Source organism: Pseudomonas sp. AC252 (assembly GCF_979258105.1).
Window position 1 is genome coordinate 5138923 of record NZ_OZ409837.1, and the last position, 23010, is coordinate 5161932.

General features: G+C 59.5%; 17 protein-coding genes and 1 pseudogene. 8 read left to right on the top strand and 10 right to left on the bottom strand.

From position 1 onward, the window contains the following. The first annotated feature begins 239 nt into the window (after positions 1–239). Complete coding sequence (locus tag ACZZZ4_RS23375) at positions 240–935, top strand: pirin family protein (protein ID WP_039761539.1); 696 nt, start codon at positions 240–242, stop codon at positions 933–935. 54 nt (positions 936–989) lie between these two features. On the opposite strand, the gene pgm is transcribed toward ACZZZ4_RS23375, so the two are convergent. The 4 genes from pgm to ACZZZ4_RS23395 form a co-directional block, all read right to left on the bottom strand. After that, positions 990–2636 carry a phosphoglucomutase (alpha-D-glucose-1,6-bisphosphate-dependent) gene (gene pgm / locus ACZZZ4_RS23380; protein ID WP_463548908.1) on the bottom strand — a complete coding sequence of 549 codons (1647 nt, stop codon included), beginning with the start codon at positions 2634–2636 and terminating at the stop codon, positions 990–992. 108 nt (positions 2637–2744) lie between these two features. Beyond that, entirely contained in the window at positions 2745–4145 is a 1401-nt protein-coding gene (locus ACZZZ4_RS23385) for an aminotransferase-like domain-containing protein (protein WP_463548909.1), read from the bottom strand. A 49-nt stretch (positions 4146–4194) separates the two neighbouring features. Continuing rightward, positions 4195–5661 (bottom strand): hypothetical protein, encoded by a 1467-nt coding sequence (locus ACZZZ4_RS23390; protein WP_463548910.1) that lies wholly within the window; start codon positions 5659–5661, stop codon positions 4195–4197. 549 nt (positions 5662–6210) lie between these two features. Further along, positions 6211–7233 carry a zinc-dependent alcohol dehydrogenase family protein gene (locus ACZZZ4_RS23395; protein WP_064362651.1) on the bottom strand — a complete coding sequence of 341 codons (1023 nt, stop codon included), beginning with the start codon at positions 7231–7233 and terminating at the stop codon, positions 6211–6213. Positions 7234–7503: 270 nt separating this feature from the next. Here ACZZZ4_RS23395 and ACZZZ4_RS23400 point away from each other — a divergent pair, with 270 nt between their 5' ends. Then, entirely contained in the window at positions 7504–8418 is a 915-nt protein-coding gene (locus tag ACZZZ4_RS23400; RefSeq protein ID WP_042610061.1) for a LysR family transcriptional regulator, read from the top strand. A 7-nt stretch (positions 8419–8425) separates the two neighbouring features. On the opposite strand, the gene ACZZZ4_RS23405 is transcribed toward ACZZZ4_RS23400, so the two are convergent. The 3 genes from ACZZZ4_RS23405 to gcvA all read right to left on the bottom strand — a co-directional run bounded on the left by ACZZZ4_RS23405 (position 8426) and on the right by gcvA (position 11025). Next, positions 8426–9187 (bottom strand): SDR family oxidoreductase, encoded by a 762-nt coding sequence (locus tag ACZZZ4_RS23405; RefSeq protein ID WP_463548911.1) that lies wholly within the window; start codon positions 9185–9187, stop codon positions 8426–8428. 29 nt (positions 9188–9216) lie between these two features. Then, positions 9217–10044: an EamA family transporter gene (locus ACZZZ4_RS23410; RefSeq protein ID WP_463548912.1), complete on the bottom strand. Its 828-nt coding sequence runs from the start codon at positions 10042–10044 to the stop codon at positions 9217–9219. Between the two features lie 75 nt (positions 10045–10119). Further along, positions 10120–11025 carry a transcriptional regulator GcvA gene (gcvA, locus tag ACZZZ4_RS23415; RefSeq protein ID WP_463549310.1) on the bottom strand — a complete coding sequence of 302 codons (906 nt, stop codon included), beginning with the start codon at positions 11023–11025 and terminating at the stop codon, positions 10120–10122. A gap of 208 nt (positions 11026–11233) precedes the next feature. Here gcvA and ACZZZ4_RS23420 point away from each other — a divergent pair, with 208 nt between their 5' ends. The 5 genes and pseudogenes from ACZZZ4_RS23420 (at position 11234) to ACZZZ4_RS23440 (ending at position 18201) form a co-directional block, all read left to right on the top strand. After that, positions 11234–11581, top strand: coding sequence for a DUF4190 domain-containing protein (locus ACZZZ4_RS23420; protein WP_463548913.1), 348 nt, complete (start codon positions 11234–11236; stop codon positions 11579–11581). Positions 11582–11596: 15 nt separating this feature from the next. Continuing rightward, complete coding sequence (locus tag ACZZZ4_RS23425) at positions 11597–12049, top strand: DUF805 domain-containing protein (RefSeq protein WP_039761551.1); 453 nt, start codon at positions 11597–11599, stop codon at positions 12047–12049. A gap of 274 nt (positions 12050–12323) precedes the next feature. Further along, entirely contained in the window at positions 12324–13577 is a 1254-nt protein-coding gene (mexE, locus tag ACZZZ4_RS23430) for a multidrug efflux RND transporter periplasmic adaptor subunit MexE (RefSeq protein WP_039761553.1), read from the top strand. Between the two features lie 15 nt (positions 13578–13592). Continuing rightward, a complete protein-coding gene (locus ACZZZ4_RS23435) occupies positions 13593–16784 on the top strand; it encodes an efflux RND transporter permease subunit (protein WP_129999394.1) in 3192 nt (1063 codons plus the stop codon). Next, a pseudogene (locus ACZZZ4_RS23440) lies at positions 16781–18201 on the top strand (efflux transporter outer membrane subunit). The gene ACZZZ4_RS23435 and the pseudogene ACZZZ4_RS23440 overlap by 4 nt, the downstream one beginning before the upstream one ends. 221 nt (positions 18202–18422) lie before the next feature. Here the strand turns inward: ACZZZ4_RS23440 and ACZZZ4_RS23445 are convergent. Genes ACZZZ4_RS23445 through ACZZZ4_RS23455 form a run of 3 tightly spaced genes read right to left on the bottom strand, consistent with a single transcriptional unit; the run spans position 18423 to position 21697 of the window. Continuing rightward, positions 18423–19346 (bottom strand): biotin/lipoyl-binding protein, encoded by a 924-nt coding sequence (locus tag ACZZZ4_RS23445; protein WP_463549311.1) that lies wholly within the window; start codon positions 19344–19346, stop codon positions 18423–18425. Positions 19347–19371: 25 nt separating this feature from the next. Beyond that, a complete protein-coding gene (locus ACZZZ4_RS23450; protein ID WP_039761556.1) occupies positions 19372–19572 on the bottom strand; it encodes a DUF1656 domain-containing protein in 201 nt (66 codons plus the stop codon). Further along, a complete protein-coding gene (locus ACZZZ4_RS23455; RefSeq protein ID WP_463548914.1) occupies positions 19562–21697 on the bottom strand; it encodes an FUSC family protein in 2136 nt (711 codons plus the stop codon). The genes ACZZZ4_RS23450 and ACZZZ4_RS23455 overlap by 11 nt, the downstream gene beginning before the upstream one ends. Before the next feature lie 170 nt (positions 21698–21867). Between ACZZZ4_RS23455 and ACZZZ4_RS23460 the strand changes: the two genes are divergently transcribed. Then, a complete protein-coding gene (locus tag ACZZZ4_RS23460) occupies positions 21868–22923 on the top strand; it encodes a tetratricopeptide repeat protein (protein WP_039761559.1) in 1056 nt (351 codons plus the stop codon). The last annotated feature ends 87 nt before the right edge of the window (positions 22924–23010 follow it).

The following is a 23010-nucleotide window of genomic DNA, read 5'->3' on the forward strand; positions in this document are numbered from 1 at the left end:
GTGAGGCTTTGGCGGCTATGGTGTCTGGATTTACCGTTCAGTTCTAGCGAAATGCTTACAGGTCATCGGTTTAGGCGACGAATTGAAAGTCCGATGAAATGATTTCGAGCCGCTTTCACATCTAATTACTCGATCATGATGCAGCAGTTTTTGCGCTTTTTATCGATAATTGCTTGATAGATGATCGTCATCATCAACCAAGGGGTCCGCCCCCTGACGACCCTTATTAGGAGACGATCATGCTTGAACTCAGACCCTTCAGCTCGCTGGGCGGCGCCCATCATGGCTGGCTGGACGCGCATCACCACTTTTCGTTTGCCGAATACTACGATCCGCAGCGGATGAGCTGGGGCAACCTGCGCGTGTGGAACGACGACATCATCGCCGCAGGCACCGGTTTCCCGCAGCATCCGCATCGCGACATGGAAATCATCACCTACGTGCGTGAAGGTGCGATCACGCACCAGGACAACCTCGGCAACAAGGGCCGTACCGAAGCCGGCGATGTCCAAGTGATGAGCGCCGGCACCGGCATCGCTCATAGCGAGTACAACCTGGAAGACCAGGAAACCAGGATCTTCCAGATCTGGATTCTGCCGACCGAAACCGGTGCACCGCCCTCCTGGGGAGCCAAGCCGTTTCCCAAAGGCGAGCGCGAAGGCTTTGTCACTTTGGCCAGCGGTAAGGCTGGCGACGATGAGAGTCTGCACATTCGCGCCGATGCACGGCTGGTTGCTGCGAACATCAAGGCCGGTGAAACCGCTGAATATCGGCTGGACGAAGGGCGTCGCGCTTATCTGGTCCCAGCTACTGGCGTGATCGAGGTCAATGGCTTGCGTGCCCAAGCGCGTGACGGTGTGGCGGTGGCCCACGAGCAAGTGCTGACGGTCACGGCGATCGAGGACAGCGAGATCGTACTGGTCGACCTGGCTTGATCTACAGGCAACAAAAAAGGGCAACCATTACGGTTGCCCTTTTTCATGTGCGCATCATTTGCTGGAAATAGCGCCATCCACCAACGTTTGCGCTTCGGCCACCAGTTGCTTGAGGTGGTCATCGCCGAGAAAGCTCTCGGCGTAGATCTTGTAGATGTCTTCAGTGCCCGAAGGACGCGCGGCGAACCAGCCGTTTTCGGTCATGACCTTCAGACCGCCAATCGCCTGATCGTTGCCCGGTGCATGGCTGAGAATGTTCTGGATCTTCTCGCCTGCCAGTTCGGTCGAGGTGACCTGCTCTGGCGCCAGCTTGCTCAACAGTGCCTTCTGCTCCGGGTTGGCCTTGGCATCGACACGCACCGAGAACGGCTCGCCCAGTTCGTCGGTCAGCGCGCGGTAGGCCTGGCTTGGATCGCGGCCGGTGCGCGCTGTCATTTCGGCGGCGAGCAAGGCTGGGATCAGACCATCCTTGTCGGTGCTCCATACGCCGCCATCCTTGCGCAGGAAGGAGGCGCCAGCGCTCTCTTCACCGCCAAAACCCAGCGAGCCATCGAACAGACCGTCGGCGAACCATTTGAAACCGACCGGCACTTCGTACAGGCGACGGCCCAGACGCTTGGCAACGCGGTCGATCAGGCCGCTGCTGACCACGGTTTTGCCCACGGCGGCATCGGCACGCCATTGCGGGCGGTTCTGGAACAGGTAATCGATCGCCACCGTCAGATAATTGTTTGGTGCGAGCAGGCCACCGGACGGCGTGACAATGCCGTGACGGTCGTGATCCGGGTCACAGGCGAACGCCACGTCAAAACGTTCTTTCAGGCCAATCAGGCCCTGCATCGCGTGGCTGGACGATGGGTCCATGCGGATCTGGCCATCCCAATCGACGGTCATGAAACGGAACGTGGAGTCGACCTGTTTATTCACCACTTCCAGGTCGAGACGGTAGTGTTCGGCAATGGCCGACCAGTAGCGCACCCCTGCTCCGCCCAGCGGATCGACACCCAGGCGCAGTTTGGCGTCACGGATGGCATCGAAGTCGATAACGTTGATCAGGTCGGCAACGTAGGTGTTCACATAATCGTGGCGATGGGTCGTGCTGGCCTTGAGCGCTTGCTCATAGCTGATGCGTTTGACCCCGGCCAGTTTGTTCGCCAGCAATTCGTTGGCCTTGGCTTCGATCCACTTGGTGATGTGGGTATCGGCCGGGCCACCGTTGGTAGGGTTGTATTTGTAGCCACCGCTTTGCGGCGGATTGTGCGACGGCGTGATGACGATGCCGTCAGCCAGGCCGGACGTACGGCCGCGGTTGTAGCAGAGAATGGCGTGGGAAATCGCCGGGGTCGGCGTGTACTCGTCGCCTTCGGCAACCATCACGGTGACGCCGTTGGCAGCGAGGACTTCCAGTGCGCTGGCGCCGGCCGGGGTCGACAATGCATGGGTGTCGATGCCGACAAACAGCGGGCCGGTGATGCCTTGCGCTTCGCGATACAGGCAAATCGCCTGGCTGATGGCCAGGACATGCCATTCGTTGAAACTCAAATCGAAGGAGCTGCCGCGGTGGCCGGAGGTGCCGAACGCCACTCGCTGGGTCGAAATCGATGCATCAGGCTGGCCGGTGTAATAGGCCGTAACCAGTCGCGGGATATCGACCAACAGTTCTGCCGGTGCCGGTTTGCCCGCAAAAGGACTGAGTGTCATGCAAAAACCTCTGAAATCGAAGTGGTTCAGGAAATGCTGCGCAGTTTACTGGCAGTTTGACCACCGTGCGACGGGATGTATCCGAAACACTTCCGATGTTTTTTAACATTATCGAGCCCCAGACAGGCGCAAGGCATCGCCGAGCAAACCGATGACACCTGATAAATCCCGCTCGCCGTGATTCAGCGCACTCAAACGCAGATGATCGGCATGCAAGCCTCGCAGACTGAACAGCTCACCCGGCGCCACGATGATTTGTTGCTTGAGCAATCGCCGGAAGACATTTGCCATGTCGACCGGTCGCACCGACCGCACCCACACCGTCGCCCCGCCCTGTGGCTCGACAATCTGCAGCGCGTCGCCCAACCGTTCACGCAACACCTGGATCAACGAGGAGCGGCGCTCACCGAGCATGCGTCGCAACACGAACAGATGCTGATCGAGACGCCCCCCGCTTAACAGTCTGGCAATCGCTTTCTGTCGAATGGGCGACAGGCGAAACGCACGGAACAGGAAATGCCGTTGCAACTCGTTGCGCCAATGCCGCGACAGAACGAAGCCGAATGGCGCTTCCGCACCAATGAATTTCTCGAAGCTGGAAAACACCAGCAAGCGATCCGGATCCAGCCAGTTACGTAACCGTTGCGAATCAGCGCGCTCATCAAGCTCGCTGTAGCAATCGTTTTCCAGCACCCAGATGCCATATCGCTCGAGCATCTTCGCGATTGCCTGCTGATGTTCCCGGGTAAAACCGCAGCCTTGGGGCAGGCTCAACACTGAAGACAAAACGACCAGACGGACCGGCTCGTTCCTGAGCAGGATTTCCAGTGCCGGCAAATCCACCTCGCCCTCGGCCAGCGAAGGCCATTCGATCACACGCACGTCGCACGACTCGAGCAGACGCAAAATCACCCAGTCACAGGGAGATTCAACCACGACGACGGCTTCACGCAACTCAAGCACCGAAATCAGGATTTCCAGAACGCCGCGCAGATCAGCACCAATATAAACATCATCGGCATGCCAATAATTCGCCGTCGAACAGGTGTACCGCGCCGCCAGGGCAACCCGCAATTCCAGCTCCCCGCAAGGCTGCACGAGTGTCTGAGGCTGGCGAGGGTATTGGCGCAAGAGTTCACGCTCCAACGTCATCAAAGGACTGTCCAGCGGTTGTAGCGATGCCGGTTCGTCAGCGCTCAAAACACACATGCCGGGACGTCTCGCGTTAACGTAAACGGTCTCCAGCAGATCACTGCCATCACCGGGCGCGTCCAGGCTGTAAAGCGCTTGAGCGTAATAACCTGATTTGGCTATGGAATAGACCCGGCCTTCTTTTTCCAGCAACGCATAAGCGTATTGCACAGTCGAAATCGACACATTCAGCCGGTCGGCCAGTTGGCGTAACGAGGGCATGCGTACTGCTGCATGCCCTCCGGCATCGTCAATCAGCGTTGTCAGATACCGATAAACCGACTGGTAGACAAAATCATGTTCCCGTGCGCCCTTCACAACCTCAATTCCATGGACAGGGGTTTTCGGCCCGACCTTTGTCTCACCGTCAGCGTTCCGTTGACCGCTCGACGTGTGACACGGCGCCCACCTCGCAGGCATCCAGGTCATCGGAGGCGAATTCGGTCGGCGAGCACAACTGAACAGGCCCCATCGCATAGAGACGGGTGATCAGCCTGACGGGCAGACCACTGACTTCGGTCATCCATTTCAACACCTGCTCCGGGGCATGCAAGCCCTGCATGGCCCGGTGCAGATCTGGCATCGCGACCAGCATGCCTGGATGACAATTACGCAAAAACCTTTCAAGACCTTTGCCGCCGTCGATAAACGGTGCGAATAACAGGCAGACCAACTGCGTTTCGTTCAAGCCGAAACCATTGAGCAGATAATCATCTGCCAGTATTCGCAGTTGCTCTGGCCCGCCGACATTTTCAAAACTGCACATCAAGTGTTCGCAGACGGGCTCCGCCGCTTGTTTTCGGCGCAGGTCGGCCAGGGTATTGCGGGCGTAGTCGTCGACTCCCGCTTGATACGCCCTCCCCTCGATGAATTGCGCGTACAAGCCTCGCACGTGGGCTGAAATCAGCGGATCGGTAAATAACGCTTCGCCCTGATACAGCGCCAGATCATCCGGTTCAAACCCCAGAAATTCGCCCAATAGCGGCCAGCGATCCTCCAGCTTGCCAACCATCATGTCGTTGATGTCGATAAAACTGGTGCGACGGCAGGCTTCGAATTCACCCTCTGGGCGCCAGACGGTGCGCTCATCATCTGAACGTAGCTCGCGATAGAAATCGTCACCAAGCCCGTCGAGCAATGGAAAAAGCGCTTCGAATCCGCTCTGGACCAGCCCGGGGCCGGCGATCGCCACTCTCTGCATCGCACGGTTCAGGCCCTCAAGGAAATGCCGCTGACTGCTTCTGGTTTCAGTGCTGATCATGGCGTCGACGCCGTTATTCCAGCGGGCGATCTGGCTGTAGTACTCGGCAGTGGCCAGGTAAGCGTCATCCCACAATTCGGGAGTCTCAATCCAGGTACGACAGTGGCCTACGAGCAGCAGATTGACCCGACTGGCTTCATGACCGTCGTTGCTGACGGCTGTGCGGTGATCGAAGGGCAGCACCTCGCGGTTATCCACCATCAGCAGCTCGACCCGGGGGTCGTCATAGAGAAACAGTGCGCTGAAGCTGCGATGCAGGTTTTGCAGGTTGCCAGGGCTGTCACCGTTCCAGCGCAGGGTAGCAACGCGCAGCTGGAATGTAGCAGGGGCGCGACTGGCAATGGTCAACTGCGCTGCGCGAAGCAAAGCCAGGGTGTAGCAGCTGTCCCGCGAGCCAGACTGATGCACAAGCACCTTGAACTGCCCGACGTTGTCCATTCCGCCGGCCGCCACGACCAGGCGCTGGATCAATAACTGCAAAGCTGTGCGCTCGGCGCGGGAAAAGAAACTCAGCAAACGCTGCAAAACTTGCTGATAGACATAGTTCATTGCCTGATCGTGGATCGTGCTCATCGGTATTTACCCGGTATAGAAAATTTCATGCCGCATGCACTGGACAGTGTGCGCCCGACAAATTGGATCATTAAGTAATAGACGCTGAAATGCTAACACTTACAAAGTTGTAGTTATTTGAAACACTTGACCTGCGAAAAAACCGTTAGCGGCAAAGCAAATTTTATAACTATTTGTTTTTACTAGCATTTTTTCAGCGACCATTAATCTGAGGAAACTTCCCACAACGTCTCACGAAGATTCATTACAAGAAAAAGAGACGCAACTTCGGAATCGCCCTACAGCAATTAAACAGAAATTGACGAAGCCAATCGGGTTAGCCGTTTGATATTGCCGAGGACAAATTGAATGCACAGCCATAGCTCATTCCTTGAGATGAAAGTAATCATTCAATTATCAGCACTTGGAATACGATTAGAAGATACAGATGTCGAGCAAAAACCAGTTCAGTTGCTGAAGTGGTGAAGAGCGCGGTAGCGGGAATGGTTTACTGACTGGACAGAAATAAACAAAAAGAGTCCGTGAGGCCACGGACTCTGATGAGTTGATTTACGCTGGCTCGACTTGCAGGGCAACCCGCTCGCGGCACGGGCATTCGTCCATGTAGCGATGCGCTTCGACGAATTCGTTGAACGGAAATACTCTAGTCTTCAACGGCAGCAACACACGGTCGGCCGTCAACTGGTTGATGTCACGCAAGGCACGTTGCAGAGCAACATGGTCCTGAACAATGCCCAGCTCCGGCTTGCCGGTGAAGTTACCGATGCAGTGCACAAAGAACTGGATGTTCTTCTGGAACGCTGCACACGCCGGGAACGGGGTCTGATTACCACCCTGCAGGCCGTACAGCACCAGACTGCCGCGCGGTGCCAGCACATCGCCGAGCAAGGACATCTGCGGACCACCAAGACCATCGAAAACCACATCGACACCACGGTTGTCAGTGATCTTGTTGATGCGCATCAACAGATCTTCCTCTTCGGTGACGATGACCTTTTCCGCGCCCAGGGACAGCAGGTACTCACGCTCCTCCGCCGATTTGGTCGCGGCGATCACTCGCACACCCAACGCTTTGCCCAATTGCACAAACGACGGGCCGGCGCAGTGGCTGGCGTCAGTGACCAGCGCAAATTGGCCGGGTTTGACTCGTGCCAGATCGGCATACGCGAAGTAGGCGATCAGCAGCGGCGTGTAATGCACGCTCGCTTCGATCGGGCTAAGCACATCCGGATAACGGGTCAGCGCCGTGCGGGGCAGGACGATCGACTCGCCGTAAACCGGATAGTCGTTCGGGCTTTCGGCCGGAAAACTGGCCACTTTGTCGCCGACGGACAGGTCGTCTACGTCAGCGCCCACCGCAGTGACGACGCCAGCCATTTCATGACCGAGGCCCGAAGGCAGACGTGCCTGGGACGAGGCCAGATTCTGACGCCACAGGGTGTCGTACCAACTGATGCCGATCGCCTCGACACGCACCTGCACTTCGCCAGGACCTGGCTGAGCAGCCGCATGCTCTTCGCATTTGAGCACCTCGGCTGGACCAAACTTGTGAAAACGGATCGTGCGGGACATCGCAAACCTCGTCAAAGTAACCTCTAATGCCATGAACTCTATCTGGGCTTTCGACCCAAGACCATCAGTGGCTATTAATAGTCGACATGCCTGTCATTGATTCCGCACCAAGGGCGGCATTGGCAAATTCCATGAAAAAAGGCCTGCCACCGTCGCAGTAAAGCTGAATTTTCCGGTGCAGAGTACCAGCCTTTCCCCGTAAGATTCATGCCGGCCATTGTTCTCATATGGTCGCCCTCGTCAAGTTTGATGACTCTGCCAGGACTCCAGATGAATCGTAATGACCTGCGTCGTGTCGACCTGAACCTGCTGATCGTGTTCGAAACATTGATGCACGAACGCAGTGTGACTCGGGCCGCGGAAAAATTGTTCCTCGGCCAACCGGCTATCAGTGCGGCGCTGTCGCGTCTGCGCAGCCTGTTTGACGATCCCTTGTTTGTGCGCACCGGCCGCAGCATGGAACCCTCCGCGCGCGCGGTGGAAATCTTCGCCCTGCTCTCGCCTGCCCTCGATTCGATTTCAACCGCCGTCAGTCGTGCCGCGGAATTTGACCCGGCGACCAGCACGTCAGTGTTTCGCATCGGTTTGTCCGACGACGTCGAATTCGCCCTGTTGCCGATGCTGCTCAAGCGCCTGCGCGCCGAAGCACCAGGCATCGTCCTCGTGGTGCGGCGGGTCAACTACATCTTGATGCCGGGCCTGCTGGCCTCCGGCGAGATTTCCATCGGCGTCAGCTACACCACCGACCTGCCGGCCAACGCCAAGCGCAAGGTCCTGCGCCGCAGCGCACCGAAGCTGCTGCGCGCCGACACCGTGCCGGGGCCGCTGAGCCTGGACGACTACTGCGCCCGACCGCACGCACTGGTGTCGTTCGCTGGCGACCTCAGTGGTTTCGTGGATGAAGAACTGGAAAAACTCGGACGCAAACGCCACGTGGTGCTGGCGGTGCCGCAGTTCAACGGATTGGGCACGCTGCTGGCAGGCACCGATATCGTCGCCACCGTGCCGGATTACACGGCTGAGGCACTGACGGCAGCTGGCGGTCTCCGGGCTGAAGATCCGCCACTGCCGACGCGTACGTTCGAGTTGCATATGGCTTGGCGTGGGTCGCAGGACAACGATCCGGGGGAGCGGTGGTTGAGGTCGCGGATTCAGATGTTTTTTGGCGATCCGGATAGCCTGTAGCCCGGACCTACTTGCCGCCAGTCACATCCAGAAAAGTACCCGTGACAAAGGAGGCCTCCGCGCTGGCCAGCCACAAGATGGCCCGTGCCACCTCTTCCGGCTGACCGCCCCGCCCCATCGGGATCGAGTCCTTGACGCGATCCACCCGCCCCGGCTCGCCGCCGCTGGCGTGCATGTCGGTATAGATGTGCCCCGGGCGAATGCAGTTGACCCTGATCCCTTCCCGCGCGACTTCCTTGGCAAAGCCGATGGTGAAGGTTTCCAGCGCGCCTTTCGACGCTGCGTAGTCGACGTATTCATTGGGACTGCCCAGGCGCGCGGAGGCGGACGAAATATTGATCACTACGCCGCCCGTTCCGCCGTGGCGCAGAGACATGCGCTTCACCGCCTGCTGCGCGCACAGGATCGGCCCCAGAGCATTGACCGCGAAGATGCGCTGCATGCGTTCGAAGCCCAGGTCTTCCATGCGGGACTGTTTCGCCAGCATGCCAGCGTTATTGACCAGCACGTCGATACGCCCGAATGAACGATCAATGGCCGAGAACAGTTCAGCAACTTGCTCGGGGTCAGCGCTATCGGCGCGCACCGCGAGCGCCTTGCGCCCCACCGCTTCGATATCCGCCACCACCGCCAGCGCGGCGGACTCGTTGGCGACGTAGCTGATGGCAACGTCATAGCCTTGCGCGGCAGCGAGTCGGGCGGTGGCGGCGCCGACTCCGCGACTGCCGCCGGTGATCAGAATCAGCGGTGCTTGCGAGGCTTTATCCATGCGATGTTCTCCTGAGCAGTCGGGCTTTGTCAGCCGATGATGATGGCGCCGCTGGCGATGACCACACACGCCAGCATCCTGCGGACGGTGAGCTTTTCACCGAGGAACAAATAGCCGAGCAATGCGGCAAACAACACGCTGGTTTCGCGCAGGGCCGACACCGCGCCCAGTGGCGCTTCGCTCATTGCGTAGATAACGATTGCGTAGGCCAGCAACGAGACCAGGCCGCCGACCACAGCGGTCAGCATTCCGGGCCGTACGGAAAACAGACTGCGAGCATCGCGCAGGCCGATATACACCAGCGGCATCAGCACACCCCACAGCGCGCTCATCCAGACGGTGTAAGCCAGCGGCGCCCCCGACAGCCTGGCACCAATGCCATCGACCACGCTGTAGGCGGCAATGAAACAACCGGTGCCCAGCGCATACGGCAGGCTCGGCACCGACAGGCTGCGTCCGCGAAAGGCCAGGGACATGATCCCGCCCGACACAAGGCCAATGCCGAGCAATTCGCCGGGGGTAATGGTTTCGCCGGCAAACAGCGCGGCGCCGAGGGTGATCAGCGCCGGTGACGAGCCGCGGGAAATCGGATAGATCTGCCCAAGGTCACCGACCCGATAACTGCGCACCAGGAACAGGTTGTAGCCGACATGCAGCAGTGCCGACAGCAGCGCATAACCCCAGCTCTCAGGTGCCGGCGGGCTCAAGAAAAGTGCGGCGACGGCGCAGACGATGGCAATGGCCACGCACATCACGGTCATGGACCAAAGCCGATCGGCGCCGCCGCGCAGCAGCGCGTTCCAGCTGGCGTGCAGGAGCGCGGCGAACAGAACCAGAAGTACGAGATGGATTGGCATGCGGCATTCTAGGCATCACTGGCATTGGCATTACAGCGAAGTTTCCTCATTGAGACATGAGTAAAAACTCATACCTCAACGCTGGGCGCTCCGCACCTTCAACGCCTCACCAAGTAACCATTCACGAAAATTGACGATATGTGGCTGTGCTTCGATGCCTTTGGGACAGACGAAATAGTAGGCCAGCGGCGAAGCGAACGGCACATCGAACAGCCTTACCAAGCGGCCGTCGCCGATTTCATTTTCGACATGCCCGCTGCGCACCAGCGCCACACCCTGGCCGAGCAATGCAGCTTCTACCGTCATATTGGTATCACCAAACCTGACGCCTTCGCGCAGCGGTAAAAACTCCAGCCCGACGGACTGAAACCACACCTCCCATTTCGGCGCCAACTCGGCGCCGTCGCGGATAAGTAACGGCATCTGCAGCAACTCCGCGGGACTGCCTGGCCTGCCGACGCGCTGCAGCAGTTCGGGGCTGGCCACGGGAAACACCTGTTCGCCGAACAGGAACTCTGAATACAGACCGGGGTAATTGCCGTTGCCCAAGCGGATTGCAACATCCGCTTCGCCACTGGCGAAGTGAATGATCTTGTCCGTGGTGTCCAGCGACACCAAGAGTTCCGGATGCTGGCGTGACAGGCTCGGCAAGCGTGGCAGTAGCCACTTCAACGCAAATGAATAGGTAGTGCTGACAGTCAGGCGAACCCTGTCCTTTTGCTCGCGCAGGTCCTCCAACGTTGCTTCGAGGCTGGTGAAAAATTCGCGCACGATCGGCGCCAGCGTCGCCCCCGCTGCAGTGAGGCGTAACGCCTTGCCGCGCTCGAACAACTGCAGCCCCCACAGATCCTCCAGGTGCCGGAGCTGATGACTGACGGCGCTCTGGGTCACGTGCAGTTCCTGAGCAGCAGCGGTGAATGTCGGATGTCGGGTGGCCACTTCAAAAGCACGCAGCGTCGCGGTTGGGGGCAGGTCTCGCATACAGAGGGGTTCCGGAGATTGGCGAAGGATCAGAGCATGAGTTTCCACTCATGTTAGAGCGAAGTGCCAATGTTTTCAGGCAGACGTACCAGGTCATGCTGCCATAACGCGTGATGGCAAAGAGCCGTGACAAATCGCGTGATAGAGATTAGATTACCGCCGCCCCGCCGATGGAGGGTCGGGCATTCGCATTCAGTTAAGGAAAACGATGGCAATGGTCTATTGTCGTGCTTGCGCCAAGGAGCTCCATGAGACGGCGCTCACCTGCCCCCAATGCGGGGCGAGCCAACAGGCCTTTGTGCCATCTTCGCAAGCCGGGACTCCCTGGCTGGCCATCGTTTCGCTGATCTTCGGAACTATCTGCGCTCTTACTCTGTTTGATGATTCCGATTGGGACTTCGAAACGATCCTCGGCGTCGGACTGTTCAGCGTCGCTGGTCTGGCTTGCGGCATCATCTGCATCAACGAAAAACACCCTGGAAGAAACCTCGCGATCGCCGGCATCCTATTGTCAGGTCTAACCGCGCTGGTTCTTTTCTGTCTATCGATCCAATAATTTTAGGGAAAAAATATGAGCATGGTTTACTGCCGCGGTTGCGCCAAGGAAATCAGTACGCTGGCGCTGGCGTGCCCTCAATGCGGCGCGCCTCAGGCAGCTCCGCAGGCCTACCCAAGCGGCCCTGCCATCACGACAGGCAACCCTTACCTTGAGGCGTTGAAGAATTACGCCGTATTCAACGGTCGCGCCACCCGGCGTGAATACTGGTTGTTCTTCCTGATCAACATGGGCGTCGCGTTCGTGGTGGGCTTCATTGACGGCTTTGCCAACACCGGTGGCGTTCTGCAAGGCCTTTATAATCTGGCGCTGCTGATCCCGAGCATTGCCGTCGGCGTGCGCCGTATGCACGACACGGATCGCAGTGGCTGGTGGTTGCTGCTGCCTATCGTCAACATCGTTTTCCTCGCGCAGGACAGCCAGCCTGGGCCGAACCGCTTCGGTGCCAACCGCAAAGGCATCAACTGACACCACGGCAACACGCTGATCGGAACGGCCTTCATAGGCCGTTTCTGCATTTTTGGCCCAACGATTTCCGGTTGCAGTGAATCATTGCGAATCGCGCAACACAGAATTGCTTTGAAGCCGATTGATAGCTACCTAACGAAACGTGCATGCTAGAGGGCTGCCTCGGCTCTTATATCATTCCGAATGATAGTTACCTTTGCTTCATTCGATTCGTGCCATCACACCCGCGCCGAGCATCATCCGCCCATCTTCAATACTTCGGCGGATTGCATCCATGGAACAATCACTCAAACATTTGCGCTTCCCGTTGGCCATGCTGGCCGTACTGGTGATGAGCGCCTGCGGCAAAACTCCGGAGACTGCCGGCGCCCCGCCCGCTGCCAAAGTCAGCGTGGCCAAGGTGCTGGAACAACCGGTCAACGAGTGGGACGAATTTACCGGGCGCCTCGAAGCGCCGGAAACCGTTGAAATCCGCCCTCGGGTTTCGGGCCAGATCGATCAGGTCGCGTTCACCGAAGGCGCGCTGGTCAAGAAAGGCGACCTGCTGTTCCAGATCGACCCGCGCCCGTTCCAGGCCGAGGTACGCCGCCTCGAAGCGCTGGTCGCCCAGGCCCGCGCCACCGCCACTCGCAGTGAAAACGAAGCCGCTCGCGGTGAACGTCTGCGCACCAGCAACGCGATTTCCGCTGAACTGGCCGACTCGCGCACCAGCGCTGCCCAAGAGGCCCGCGCCGCCGTTGGCGCTCTGCAGGCACAACTGGACCTGGCCAAACTGAATCTGAGCTTCACCCGCGTGACCGCACCGATCAGTGGCCGCGTCAGCCGCGCCGAAATCACTGCCGGCAACCTGGTGACCGCCGACACCACCGCGCTGACCAGCGTCGTCTCCACCGACAAGGTCTACGCCTACTTCGATGCCGATGAACGCGTGTTCCTCAAATACACCCAACTGGCCCGCAATGGTCAGCGTGGCGCAACGACTCCGGTGTACATGGGCCTGTCCAACGAGGACGGCAACCCGCACCTGGGCCAGATGAACTTCGTCGACAACCAGGTCAACCCGAAAACCGGCACCATCCGCGGTCGCGCTGTCTTCGACAACGCTGACGGCACCTACACCCCGGGGCTTTACGCTCGCTTGAAGCTGGTCGGCAGCGGCACTTACAACGCCATGCTGATCAACGATGAAGCCGTCGGTACCGACCTGGGCAAGAAATTCGTGCTGGTGATGGATGGCGACAACAAGACCGCCTACCGCGCTGTTGAACTCGGTCCGAAGATCGAAGGCCTGCGTATCGTGCGCAACGGTCTGAACAAGGACGACACGATCATCGTCAAGGGCTTGCAGCGAGTTCGTCCTGGCTCACCGGTCACCCCTGAAGTGATTCCGATGGCCAGCGAGCAGACCCTCGCCGCCCTCGCTCAACAACGTCAAGCGCTGGAAGCCAGCAACCTGCCCAAAGTTGCCCCTGCCAAGGGCGCATCGGGTTCGGCTGCGAAGCTGGCTGCTACGACCCCACGCGGTTAAGGGACGACAACTCCGATGAATTTTTCCCAATTCTTCATTTCCCGGCCGATCTTCGCAGCGGTGCTGTCGCTGTTGATCCTGATTGCCGGTGCGATCTCGCTGTTCCAGTTGCCGATCAGCGAATACCCGGAAGTCGTGCCGCCGACCGTGGTCGTGCGTGCCAACTTCCCGGGCGCCAACCCCAAAGTCATCGGTGAAACCGTGGCCGCTCCTCTGGAGCAGGCGATCACCGGCGTCGAGAACATGCTGTACATGTCCTCGCAATCGACCGCTGACGGCAAAATCACCCTGACCATCACCTTCGCTCTGGGCACCGACCTGGATAACGCGCAGGTGCAGGTACAGAACCGGGTGACCCGAACCGAGCCGAAGCTTCCCGAGGAAGTGACGCGCATCGGTATCACCGTCGACAAGGCTTCACCAGACCTGACCATGGTTGTGCACTTGACCTCACCGGACAAGCGCTACGACATGCTCTACCTGTCCAACTACGCGATCCTCAACATCAAGGATGAGCTCGCTCGCCTCGGTGGTGTCGGTGACGTGCAGTTGTTCGGCATGGGCGACTATTCGCTGCGGGTCTGGCTCGACCCGAACAAGACCGCTTCGCGCAATCTGACCGCGACCGATGTGGTCACCGCGATTCGCGAGCAGAACCGTCAGGTCGCCGCCGGCCAATTGGGCGCGCCTCCTGCGCCGACCGCACAAAGCTTCCAGCTGTCGGTCAACACTCAGGGCCGTCTGGTTTCCGAGGAAGAGTTCGAGAACATCGTTATTCGCGCAGGCGACGACGGTGAGATCACTCGCCTGAAAGACATCGCGCGCATCGAACTGGGTTCCAGCCAATACGCCTTGCGTTCGTTGCTGAACAATCAGCCAGCGGTGGCGATTCCGATCTTCCAGCGTCCGGGCTCCAACGCCATCGACATTTCCAACGAAGTGCGCGGCAAGATGGAGGAGCTGAAGAAAGGCTTCCCGCAGGGCATGGACTACAGCATCGTGTATGACCCGACGATCTTCGTCCGTGGCTCGATCGAGGCAGTGGTTCACACCTTGTTCGAAGCGCTGATCCTCGTGGTGCTGGTGGTGATTCTGTTCCTGCAGACCTGGCGCGCCTCGATCATTCCGTTGGTGGCGGTGCCGGTATCGTTGATCGGTACATTTGCGGTCATGCACCTGTTCGGCTTCTCGCTCAACGCCCTGTCGCTGTTTGGTCTGGTACTGGCCATCGGTATCGTCGTCGACGACGCCATCGTGGTGGTGGAGAACGTCGAACGAAACATCGAGCTTGGATTGACGCCGGTCGAAGCGACCAAACGCGCTATGCGTGAAGTGACCGGGCCTATTGTGGCCACGGCACTGGTGCTGTGTGCGGTGTTCATTCCGGCGGCTTTCATTTCCGGCCTCACCGGGCAGTTCTACAAACAGTTCGCACTGACTATCGCGATCTCGACAGTGATCTCGGCGTTCAACTCGCTGACCCTGTCGCCAGCACTGGCCGCTGTCTTGCTGAAAAGCCACGACGCGCCGAAAGACCGCTTCTCGAAAGTGCTCGACAAGATTTTCGGTGGCTGGCTGTTCCGTCCGTTCAACCGTTTCTTCGACCGCGCCAGCCATGGCTACGTCGGTACCGTGCGCCGGGTCATCCGTAGCAGCGGCATCGCCCTGCTCCTGTATGCAGGCCTGATGGTGCTGACCTTCTTCGGTTTCTCCAGCACGCCGACCGGTTTCGTACCCGGCCAGGACAAGCAATACCTGGTGGCCTTCGCGCAACTGCCTGACGCCGCGAGCCTGGATCGCACCGAAGACGTGATCAAGCGCATGTCCGACCTCGCGCTGAAACAGCCAGGCGTGGAAAGCGCCGTAGCGTTCCCGGGCCTGTCGATCAACGGCTTCACCAACAGCCCGAACGCCGGCATCGTCTTCGTCACCCTGAAACCGTTCGACGAGCGTAAAGACCCGAGCATGTCCGCCGGCGCAATTGCCGGTGCCTTGAACGGCCAGTACGCGAACATTCAGGAAGCGTACATGGCGATCTTCCCGCCGCCGCCGGTACAAGGTCTGGGCACCATTGGTGGTTTCCGCCTGCAAATCGAAGACCGGGGCAACCTCGGCTACGACGAGCTGTACAAAGAAACCATGAACATCATCAACAAGAGCCACAACGTGCCGGAACTGGCCGGCCTGTTCACCAGCTACACCGTGAACGTGCCGCAGGTCGATGCCGCTATCGACCGTGAAAAAGCCAAGACCCACGGCGTGGCCGTCAGCGACATCTTCGACACCCTGCAGATCTACCTGGGTTCGCTGTATGCCAACGACTTCAACCGCTTCGGGCGCACCTATCAGGTCAACGTTCAGGCCGAGCAGCAGTTCCGCCTTGAGTCCGACCAGATCGGTCAGCTGAAAGTACGTAACAACAAAGGCGAAATGATTCCGCTGGCGACCTTCATCAAGGTCAGCGACACCTCGGGTCCGGATCGCGTGATGCACTACAACGGCTTTATCACCGCGGAAATCAACGGTGCCGCAGCCCCGGGCTACAGCTCTGGCCAGGCGGAAAAAGCCATCGAGAAACTGCTCAAGGAAGAACTTCCGAACGGCATGACCTACGAATGGACCGACCTGACCTACCAGCAGATTCTGTCCGGCAATACCGCGCTGTTCGTGTTCCCGCTCTGCGTACTGCTGGCGTTCCTGGTGCTCGCCGCACAATACGAAAGCTGGAGCCTGCCACTGGCGGTGATCCTGATCGTACCGATGACCCTGCTGTCGGCCATCACCGGTGTGATCATCTCCGGCGGTGACAACAACATCTTCACCCAGATCGGCTTGATCGTACTGGTGGGACTTGCCTGTAAAAACGCGATTCTCATCGTCGAGTTCGCCAAGGATAAACAGGAAGAAGGCCTCGACCCGCTCGCTGCGGTACTGGAAGCCTGCCGCCTGCGTCTGCGACCGATCCTGATGACCTCGTTCGCGTTCATCATGGGCGTGGTGCCACTGGTGTTCTCCAGTGGTGCCGGTGCCGAGATGCGTCACGCCATGGGTGTGGCCGTGTTCTCCGGGATGCTCGGGGTGACCTTCTTCGGTCTGCTGCTGACGCCAGTGTTCTACGTACTGATCCGTAACTTTGTCGAACGCGGCGAGCAGCGCAAAGCAGCCAAGGCGCACTCTCTTCAACAGCCACTGGAGGCGCAACAATGAGTCTGAAAGTCTTCCTGCCGAGTCTGCTGGTGCTGGCCCTCAGCGCCTGCGCCGTCGGCCCCGACTACAAGACCCCAGCCACGGAGGCGGCCAATATTACGACCGCCACCGACGGCGCCGCCGGACAAAAGAACTTCGACCGTTCGAAATTCGAAGGCATCTGGTGGCAGCAATTCGACGATCCGACCCTGAACCAGTTGGTGAGCCAGTCGCTGCAAGGCAACCGTGAGCTGCGCGTGGCGTTCGCCCGCTGGAAAGCCGCTCGCGCGATCCGCGACGACGCCAGCAACGACGCGATGCCGACCATCACCAGCCGCGCCAGCAGTGACCTGGGCAAGGGCCAGAATCCCGGCCAGACCACCGACCGGGTCAATAGCGAACGCTATGACCTCGGCCTGGACATGGCCTGGGAGCTCGACCTGTTCGGCCGTATCCAGCGCAATCTGGAAGCCAGCGACGCCGACCAGCAAGCCGCCGAAGCCGATCTGTATCAGCTGCAAGTCACCATGATTGCCGAACTGGTCGACGCCTACGGTCAACTGCGCGGCGCTCAGCTGCGAGAAAAATCGCCGTGGCCAACCTGAACAACCAGCAGGAGTCGCGCAAGATCACCATCAGCCTGCGTGATGCCGGTGTCGGCGATCAGCTCGACGTTGAACGGGCCGATGCGCGTCTGGCCAACGTCGAAGCCACCGTGCCGCAGTTGCAGGCGGAACAGGTCCGGCAGAAAAACCGTATCGCTACCCTGCTCGGTGAGCGCCCGGACAAACTGACCGTCGACCTGAGCCCGAAAGACCTGCCGGCCATCGCCAAGGCGCTGCCGATCGGTGATCCGGGTGAACTGCTGCAACGGCGTCCGGACATCCTCAGCGCCGAGCGGCAACTGGCTTCGGCCACTGCGCGCATCGGCGTGGCCAAAGCCGATCTGTTCCCCCGGGTCAGCCTCAGCGGCTTCCTCGGCTGGACCGCCGGGCGTGGTTCGCAGATCGGTTCTTCAGCGGCCAACGCCTGGGCGCTCGGCCCAAGCATCACCTGGGCTGCGTTTGACCTTGGCAGCGTCCGAGCTCGTTTGCGCGGCGCCGACGCCGATGCCGAAGGCGCCCTGGCCAACTACGAGCAACAAGTGCTGTTGGCCCTGGAAGAATCGGAAAACGCCTTCAGCGATTACGGCAAGCGTCAGCAACGCCTGATCTCGCTGATCCGTCAGAGCGAATCCAGCCGAAAGGCCGCTGATCTGGCGGAAATCCGCTATCGCGAAGGCACCACCGATTTCCTCGTCCTGCTCGACGCCCAGCGTGAGCGCCTGAACGCTGAAGACAGTCAGGCCCAGGCCGAAGTCGAGCTGTATCGCGGCATCGTGGCGATCTACAAGGCCCTCGGCGGTGGCTGGCAACCGGAGACAGTCGCCAGCAAGTAAAAGTTGTTAAAGAGCTCCTTTGGTTGGCCGCAACCAACCAATTTTTTGCCCCGCGTATCATTCGGTCGCGGGGTTTTTTTATGCCACTGAATCACCAATCCGTGTAGGAGCTGTCGAGTGCAACGAGGCTGCGATACTTGATCGGAATGCAGCCGGGGACGCTCTGCGTTCCAAGATCAAAAGATCGCAGCCTCGTTGCACTCGACAGCTCCTATAGGGGATCAGGGTTCCAGTACCGTCACGGTGGCGGTTGTCCCGGCGCGCAGGCGATTCTTGCCGGCATAGTCACCATCAATGCCAATGCGCACCGGCACCCGTTGCGCCAGTTTCACCCAGGTGTAACTCGGGTTGATGTTCGCCAGCAGTCGACTCCCCGGCGCGTTCTCGCGGTCGGCAATGGCGAAGGCGATGCTTTCGACCGTGCCGCCGAAACGCTCACCGCTCATCAACTGAATGCGCACCCGGTCACCCTCCTCAATGCGCGGCAGCTTGGTTTCTTCGAAATAACCGCTGACGTAGAACGAATCGCTGTCGACCAGCGCCAGCAGGGCACCGCCCGCCTGCGCGTAATCACCCTGGCGGGTCAGCAGGTTGGTGACATAACCGCTGACCGGCGATTCGACGCGGGTACGCTGCAAGTCCAGTTCGGCTTGAGTCAGCGCGGCAATCGCCAACTGCACATTGGCTTCGGCCAGCCCAAGGTTGGCCTGATTGCGCAACAGATCCGCCTGCGCCACCGCCACGTCGGTGCTGGATTTCTCCCATTCCTCACCGGAAATCGCAAAGCCCTGCTTCAAGGTACGTCGGCGGCGCTCCTCGCTCTGACGCTGTTTGAGCAACGCTTCACTGGCAACAATCGCGGCCTGCGATTGCCCCAGCGAAGCCTTGGACACTTCCACCGAACGCCGGGCATGTTCGACCGCCAGTTGATAGCGCGCCGGATCGATTTCCAGCAATAACTGACCCTTGTCGACATGCTGGTTGTCCTGCACCGCCAGTTTGACGATACGCCCCGAGACATCCGCCGACAGCGTCACCACATCCGCTCTCACCCGGGCATCCCGAGTCCATGGCGCCCGGGTGTAATACTCCCAGGCGAACCAGCCGAGGACGATCGCCAGGATCACCACTGCCACGGTCATCATTCGTGCAACTAGTGCTTTCAAGACATCAGGCTCCCATCAACAGAATCAGCGTGGCGCAGACACAGGCATACAGCGCGCCTTCGAACAGAGCTTCATGCCAGACCAAGCGCAGTACGCCGAGGCGCCGCAGACACCAGTCCAGCAGCATGAAAATCGGGATGGCCAGTAACAGCGCCTGCGCAATGGGCGGCAGATAGACCCCGCCAATCTCGAAATCAATGAGCAAGTTGCGGTTCTCCTTGCAGAGCTTGAGGTTGCAAATACTCGCCGTGGCGTTCTAGGAACGACACGACGATCAGCAGCGCCACGCGCATACGGAACACTGACCATAAATGTTCATGACTGGCGGCGTGCAACTCGTCCAGCTCTTCACCGAGTTCGTGCAGCGTGTCCAGCAGCGCAGCGAGCTGCACATCGCCGCGTCCGGCAACCAGGCGACCGGTTTTGCGTAACGCCGATGCCAGGCGCTGGCTGAACGCTTCGGTGAGCAACCCATTGTGCAAAGCTTGCTGCCGCAACTGATGCATCGCCACGCCCAAGGCCACGCATGCCAGACTGATTTCGTACAAGCGCTGCATGGTGCGATCGTTCGCCGCGGGCAGTAGGCCGAGCAGGCTGGTCAGGCGATCGGTCATCCGACTCTCGAAGGCGAATTGTTGTTCATCGGTCGCCGGCATTTTGCTCAGTTGATACACCTGCTCCCGCGCTTCGCCGTACAAGCGGCGAATGCGCAAGTCCGGGCGGAACGGAAAGATCAGTGCATAGACGATCAGGGCCAGCATCGCTGCACTGACATAAGCGCCGGCGAATTCGAACCATTGGATCGCCGTGTTCTGCCCGGTGCCGGTATTTTGCGGTCCAAGCATGAGAAAGCTGGACAGGCCAAGGCCCATGCCGATCCCCGCGGTGGCCGGACTGGAAATACCCACGGCAATGGCATACAGCAGCGGCGCCAACAGCAAGGCGAGCAGCTCGAAATCACTGATCGCCGGCACCAGCATGAATTGATAGAACGCCGACACCACCAGCGCCAGGCCCAAGCCACGGGCATAGCTTTGCGCGGCCATCAGCGGGCGCGGGAAGGTCGCCATCAGCGAGCAGAGAATCCCCACAAGAATCATCCCGCCACGCGCGCCATCCCACGCCGTTTCGATCCAGATCAAGCCGCTGACCAACAGCGCGGTAAAGGCGCGAATGGCATTCATCGAGGCCAAGGTGAAATCCAGATGCAAAGGACTGCTCTGCCCGCAATAAAGACAACTGGCCGGGCGGCCTTCCTGAATGGCGTCACTCAGTTCGAGAATCTGCTCCAGTTGCTGCAGCAGCCGCGCCTGCTCCCAACGTAGCGCCCAGGCCAGTGAACGCAGGGTCGCGCTCATGTTCTCGGTCTGCTGCTCAGCCTTGTACGCCAACGCTTCGAACTGTTGCTGCAAAGTGACGAAACGTTGCCGATCGGCACCAGACAGCGCGCGGCCCTGTTGCGCCAACTGCTCAAGCAATGCCAGTTCTTCGGCACGCAGTTGCTGGACCTCCAGCGGCAGATCGCCCTCCCAGCGCTCGATGAGCAACTCACGTTGATGACGCAGCGCGGTCAGTCGCGAAGTGAGCAGCATCAGTTGATTGCCGAGCAGCAATACCAGGTTGTCGGCACTGCGCAGACGTGGGGCATCGAAATACAAATGGCGCCGCAATCCTTCCAGGGCGCTGATCTCACCGAGCAGTTGCATCTGTCGCCGCTGGAAATCGGCTTCGCTTTCTTCCGTGCGAAGCACCTCGGCGGCGTGGCTGGCGGCCAGTCTGATCACCTGATCGACCTTGGCGAAATAACCTTTGGCCACGGCTTCCGGGCGCGCCGTGAGCAAACTGACCACGCAGACGCAGGCCACCGCGAGCAACGTTTCGGTGACACGGGTAACCGCGAGCAGAAACGTGCCGTCCTGATCGGGAATCGCCAGCAAGGCCACGACCACAGCGGTGTAACCGCTGAGCACGAACGCCTGGGAACTGGTGTACCGCAACAACGTGCCGCCCGCTGTGCACAGCGCCAGCCACAACGCCAGCGTGGTGATGAACGGCAGTGGCGCCTGAGGAAAAATCGCCATGATGACCACTGCCACGGCCGCGCCCACGGTGGTGCCGATCACCTGGCCGAAACTGCGTGCCAGCGCCATCCCTGCCAATGGCTGGCTGACAATGACCACCGCCATGATCGACCACTTCGGCTGTTCAAGATCGAAGATGAACGCCAGATACAGGGTCAACAGCCCGGCGGCAATGGTCCGCAGGGCAAACAGCAAAACAGCCTGACCGGGATGGATCAAAGCCTTGAAATAGGTGAACAGCGCTGACATGGGCACACTCTTTAAAACGACTTCTGCAAGCGTAGACATTGCCACAAAAGCCTGACGGATTTCACAGTCGACACGTGTCGTAGGACGATTCGCTGGCAAGGGTTTGACTCATGCGCCAAGCTGACCGAAGCTTGCCGCTCTGCTCAAGTTCGAAGCTTTCGGAAACCCGCATGACTCAGTCCCGCCGCAACCTGCTGATCGGCCTAGGCCTCGTACTGATCCTCGGCGTCGTCTGGCTGTCCTGGCGCAGCAGCACACCGACCATCCCCGACGCTATCAAACATGGCTACAGCGAAGCGCTGAACGCTGCACGCACCGGTGAACCCGGAGCAGCGCGCCAGTTGTACCAGCAATTGGGCCGCCCTGACATCTCGGTCAAGCGCCGGGTCTGGCTGCATGCCGAGCTGGCTAATTATCCCAGCCCGCAGGCGCTGAAACTGGCTGACATCGACTTGCACCACGAAGCGCCGCAAGTTCGCGTCGCAGCGATCAAAAGCATCGTCGGTCTGGTGCCCAACGGGCAGCGCAGTCTGCTGCTCGGACCGTTGCTCGACGATGAAGAACAAACTGTCCGTTTTGCCGCGATCAACGCCCTGCTCGGCCTGAGCCCGGATGAGTTGGGTTTGTATTTTGCACCGCTACAGCAGGCCATTGACGGCTGGCAGCAGACCCTCGAGAGCCAGCCAGAAAGCGCTGCCAACCATGCGCAATTGGCACGCTTGTATATTCACAACGCCGAATACAAACAGGCCCGAGAGGCGCTGGACAATACGTTGCGCCTGGAACCCGGCAACCTGCCGGCGCTGGTCATGCAGATTGATGTTCTCGACCGCCAGGGCCAGAGCGATGCTGCCCGCCAGTTGCTCGCGCAACAGCTCAAGGCGCAACCTGATTCAGCCTATCTGCAACATGCCCTCGGCCTGTGGCTGCTGCACCACGGCCAGCGTGAATATGCCCTGCTCGGCCTGTCCAAAGCGGTCGAGCTGGAACCGGACAACAAGGATTATCGCTACGACCTCGCCACTACCCTGCACAGCGCTGAAGAACTGGAAGCGGCGCAGAAACAATTGCAGGAAATCGTCCAGCGCCACCCAGCGGATCGCAAGGCGCGGGTGCTGCTGATCAACTATTGGAAGGAAAGCGGCCAGTTGCAGAATGTACAGATTCTGCTGGCGCAACTGGAACAGCTGAATCCGGACGACCCAGCCCTGCAACAAGGTCTTTAAACAAGGTAAAGCGGGTGCAATCAACCGCCTGTCGAAAGAAAAAGCGGAACCGTGATCATGCCCTGAGGTCAAGTTATTCAGGCGGCT